Source organism: Pseudofrankia coriaricola (assembly GCF_001854805.1).
In the GTDB taxonomy this organism is placed as follows: domain Bacteria; phylum Actinomycetota; class Actinomycetes; order Frankiales; family Frankiaceae; genus Pseudofrankia.
In genome coordinates, this window is the sequence record NZ_MBLO01000153.1 from 1 (window position 1) to 3,948 (window position 3,948).

General features: G+C 71.0%; 5 protein-coding genes. 3 read left to right on the forward strand and 2 right to left on the reverse strand.

The genetic code is table 11. The features are described from left to right. Positions 1 to 172: 172 nt before the first annotated feature. Positions 173 to 1,069: an enoyl-CoA hydratase/isomerase family protein gene (locus BCD48_RS20745; protein WP_071050075.1), complete on the forward strand. Its 897-nt coding sequence runs from the start codon at positions 173 to 175 to the stop codon at positions 1,067 to 1,069. A 21-nt stretch (positions 1,070 to 1,090) separates the two neighbouring features. On the opposite strand, the gene BCD48_RS20750 is transcribed toward BCD48_RS20745, so the two are convergent. Beyond that, complete coding sequence (locus tag BCD48_RS20750) at positions 1,091 to 1,324, reverse strand: hypothetical protein (RefSeq protein WP_071050076.1); 234 nt, start codon at positions 1,322 to 1,324, stop codon at positions 1,091 to 1,093. Positions 1,325 to 1,412: 88 nt separating this feature from the next. Between BCD48_RS20750 and BCD48_RS20755 the strand changes: the two genes are divergently transcribed. Continuing rightward, positions 1,413 to 2,102 carry a histidine phosphatase family protein gene (locus tag BCD48_RS20755; RefSeq protein ID WP_071050079.1) on the forward strand — a complete coding sequence of 230 codons (690 nt, stop codon included), beginning with the start codon at positions 1,413 to 1,415 and terminating at the stop codon, positions 2,100 to 2,102. Between the two features lie 185 nt (positions 2,103 to 2,287). Here the strand turns inward: BCD48_RS20755 and BCD48_RS20760 are convergent, their stop codons facing one another. After that, complete coding sequence (locus BCD48_RS20760; protein WP_071050077.1) at positions 2,288 to 2,656, reverse strand: hypothetical protein; 369 nt, start codon at positions 2,654 to 2,656, stop codon at positions 2,288 to 2,290. 675 nt (positions 2,657 to 3,331) lie between these two features. Here BCD48_RS20760 and BCD48_RS20770 point away from each other — a divergent pair. Then, the coding region (locus BCD48_RS20770) for an aldehyde dehydrogenase family protein (RefSeq protein ID WP_116271599.1) at positions 3,332 to 3,948 on the forward strand (617 nt) is incomplete at its 3' end.

The following is a 3,948-nucleotide window of genomic DNA, read 5'->3' on the forward strand; positions in this document are numbered from 1 at the left end:
TTCGAAGACGGCGAATACAACTTCGTCAAAGAACGCGCCCGCCACGGCGTCAAACGCGCCTTCCAACTACGCGACCAACACTTCGAGATCCCCGAATCGTGACAGGCCGACGGCCCGTGCCAGCGCGGGCCACCCGCCTCTCTCGACCACACTCCAGAGGGTAAACATCTAGATGTCTACGAGCGAAGCGGCCGGCGCCGTGACCACCACGGGTGCCGTCGACACGGCGGGGGCTGTCGAGACGACCGTGCGCGACGGCGTGCTGCGGATCGTGCTCAACCGGCCGGATCGCCGGAACGCGCTCGACATGGCCGCCGTCGGCGCCCTCGTCTCCACCCTGGAGGCGGCGTCGACGGACGACACGCTGCGGGTGGTCGTGATCGAGGGCACGGGCGGCCACTTCTGCTCGGGCGCCGACTGGGTGTCGTCCAACACCGGCGACAAGGGCGACAGCGCCCGGGCCGATGAGGCTGGCTGGGCTGACAAGGCCCCGAAGCCCAGGCCGCGGCCGGGCAGCGTGCAGCGGCGCACCCCGGTCCAGGCCCACCGCCTCGTGCAGCTGCTCATGGAGATCCAGCTGCCGGTGGTCTGCGTCGTGCGCGGCTGGGCCGCGGGCCTGGGCTTCCAGCTCGCGCTGGCCGCCGACATCACCGTCGCCGCCGAGGACGCGCAGTTCTGGGAGCCGTTCCTGCAGCGCGGTTTCACCCCGGACAGCGGGGCGACCTGGCTGCTGCCCCGCCTGGTCGGCCTCGCCCGGGCGCGCGACCTGCTCCTGCTCGGCCGCAGGCTCACCGGCGTCGAGGCGGCCGACTGGGGCCTGATCCACGCCAGCACGCCCACAGGCGGGCTGGCCGCCACGGCCGCCGCGGTCATCGAGCAGCTGGCGACCGGCCCGACCGTCGCCATCGGCCTGGCGAAGCGCAGCCTCAACCGCAACCTGGAGAACAGCTTCGCCCAGGCGCTGGAGAACGAGTCCCTGGCGCTGGAGCTGAGCTCCCGCACCGCGGACTTCCGCGAGGGGCTCGCCGCCTTCACCACGCGACGCCCGCCCAGCTACACGGGCCGCTAGCCCTCGCCAGCCGGCTCGACTTCAGCCGCGGGGGAACCGGAGCGCGGCCGTCTGGCTTCCCACGCCCGCGAGCGAGCCGTCCGGAGCCCACAGCCGCACCGAACCATGGCCGTAGCCACCGGCGGCCGGCTCGGGGGTGCCGTCGACGAGAACCCACTCGCTGTCGGGCGCCGAGCCGATCCGAACGGGGCGGCCGGAAAAACGCATCCAGAAACGCAGCCGCGACCCCTCGCCGAACTCACGCACCTCGACCATGGCGAAGAACCCGGGCGGCAGATCCGGCGGAATGGGCAGCCGGGCCGACGAACACTTGATCGAATATCGGACGCTAGACTCGGCGGCGATGCGCCTACTGTTGATCCGCCACGGCCAGACCCCGTACAACGTCATCGGTGCCCTCGACACCGGTCGCCCGGGAGCCGGGCTGACCCCCCTCGGGCACGCCCAGGCGCTGGCACTGCCGGGTGCTCTCCGTGATGACCCGATCTCGGCGATCTACGCCTCGGTCCTGGTCCGCACCCAGCTCACGGCGGCTCCCCTCGCCGCGGCCCGCGGCCTCACGGCGCACATACGGGAGGGACTCGAGGAGATCGTCGCGGGTGACCTCGAGCTGCGCAGCGACAAGGCATCGATCACGACGTACCTCGAAACCGTCAGCGGTTGGATCCACGGCGACCTCGATGCCCTGATGCCGGGCGGGGAGAACGGCCATACGTTCGTCGCCCGGTATGACAACGCCATCGCGAACATCGCGGCGGCGCACGCCGACGACGACACGGTCGTGGTCATAAGCCACGGCGCCGCTATCCGGACCTGGGTCGCCATCCGTGTCGGCGCGGTGGGATCCGCCGACGAATGGCTGTTGCCGAACACCGGGATGGTCGTCCTCGACGGCGACGTCACGGCCGGCTGGAGCCTCACGCGGTGGCAGGATGAGCCTGCGGGCGGCCTCACTCCCCCAGACGTCGCCGCGCACGACGTCACCGGCGCCCCCGCCGGCGAGGCCATCGCCGAGATCCGCGGCACCGGGTAACTGCCTCCCGCGCCCGACCGCCCGGTCGGCCGACAGAAAAATACGCCGGCCGCATCGCCTGGCGTGGGAAGTCCACTGGCCGGGACGATTCACGGAAATCCGCGCGGGACTGACGAGAAACGGCACGGACGCGCCCCTGGTTGACGCGCCGCGACCGGGCGGTGCGTCAACCAGGGCCAAGATTGTCAGGCCACGTTGAGGTTTACCACGAGCGTCTGCCCAACCGCCGGCCTGACCATGTTGAAGGTGGTGGAAGGGTAGGTTCTCGTCTGGCCTACATCGCACCGCACCTCAGCCTTCGCGGTGCTGGGCAGCTGAGGGTTGCCAAAGAAGATGGAGAACTGTCCGCCCGGACCCACGACGCCGCCGTGGGACTCGCCACCACCGGTGATCTTCAGCGACACGGGCGTCCCGAGCACACACCGCACTGTTCCGGCGACCGTCAGCGGGTTGTTTGTCGTGCCGGCACTCGCCGCGGCCGCGGGAACCATGGCCAACGACGCTCCGGTCGCGGCGGTGAGCACGAGAGCTTTGGTTCTCGAAAGTCCTCGCATGAAACACCTCCAACGCCATCAGTCGTGCCGGCGCGATTGTCGGTGTACCCGGCCGCACAGGTCACCCGCCCGCGCGCCCGGCGGCTCACCTGGATCGTGTGGCCCTGACACGATCAGCGGAAGGGCGGCCGCGCGCGGTGGCCGGCTCCTTCGCCGCCACCCTGGGCGCCAACACCGCCCGCGACCCGTTCGACGTGCGGGATGGAACGCTCCGCGGGCGCCCAGCTGCTGATAAGTATGTACTCACTTATTTAGGAGCTCGATCGGCTGACGGAGAACGCGCAGCGGGCATGGAGCGGATCGCGACTGGTCCATGTTGGTAGCGAGCGTTCGCTCAGGATGCTACGGTCCGCCCGTGAGGCGGCCGAGGGAGGGAGGTGTCGGACCAGCCGATACACCGGCGGGTGTTCTACCTCGACGACACGTGGGCAGAAACCGGTGAGCGCCGAGCTGTTCGACATCGTCTCCCCGTCGGCCGAGGGCCCGTCGTCGACGTTCCGCGCGCCGCGAAGGCCGACCTGGACCGCACGGTGGCCGCGGGCCGCGCGGCGTTCGACGATGGTCGTGGCCCCGGATGAACCCGGCCGGCCGCGCCGGCGCGGCCTGAGCGCCAGACCTGTCCGGATCAGCACCTGGTAGTGGACGCCCCATCTGGGCCTTCGAGGAGTGAGCGGCATGGCGATCCAAAGCATCAACCCGGCGACCGGCGCCGTCCTGAAGACCTTCGACCCGCTCGGTGACGGCGAGATCGAGGCCAAGCTGGCCCGGGCGGCCGCCACGTTCGCGAGCTACCGGCGCACGACCTTCGCCGAGCGCGCCCGCCTGCTGCGCGCCGCGGCGGACCTGCTCGACGCCGAACGCCGCGACATCGCCGTGACGATGACGACCGAGATGGGCAAGACGCTCGCCTCCGCCGAGGCCGAGGCCGCCAAGTGCGCCAAGGGCATGCGCTTCTACGCCGAGCACGCCGAGGCGTTCCTCGCCGACGAGCCACTCGACGACCCGTCCGCCATCGGCGCCAGCCGGGCATACGCCCGCTACCAGCCGATCGGCGTCGTGCTCGCCGTGATGCCATGGAACTTCCCGCTGTGGCAGGTCACCCGGTTCGCCGCACCCGCGCTCATGGCCGGCAACGTCGGCCTGCTCAAGCACGCCTCCAACGTGCCGCAGTGCGCCCTCTACCTGGAGGACCTGTTCACCAGAGCCGGCTTCCCGCCCGGCGCCTTCCAGACCCTGCTGATCGGCGCCCGCCAGGTCGAGGGAGTGCTACGCGACCCCCGGGTCGCCGGGGC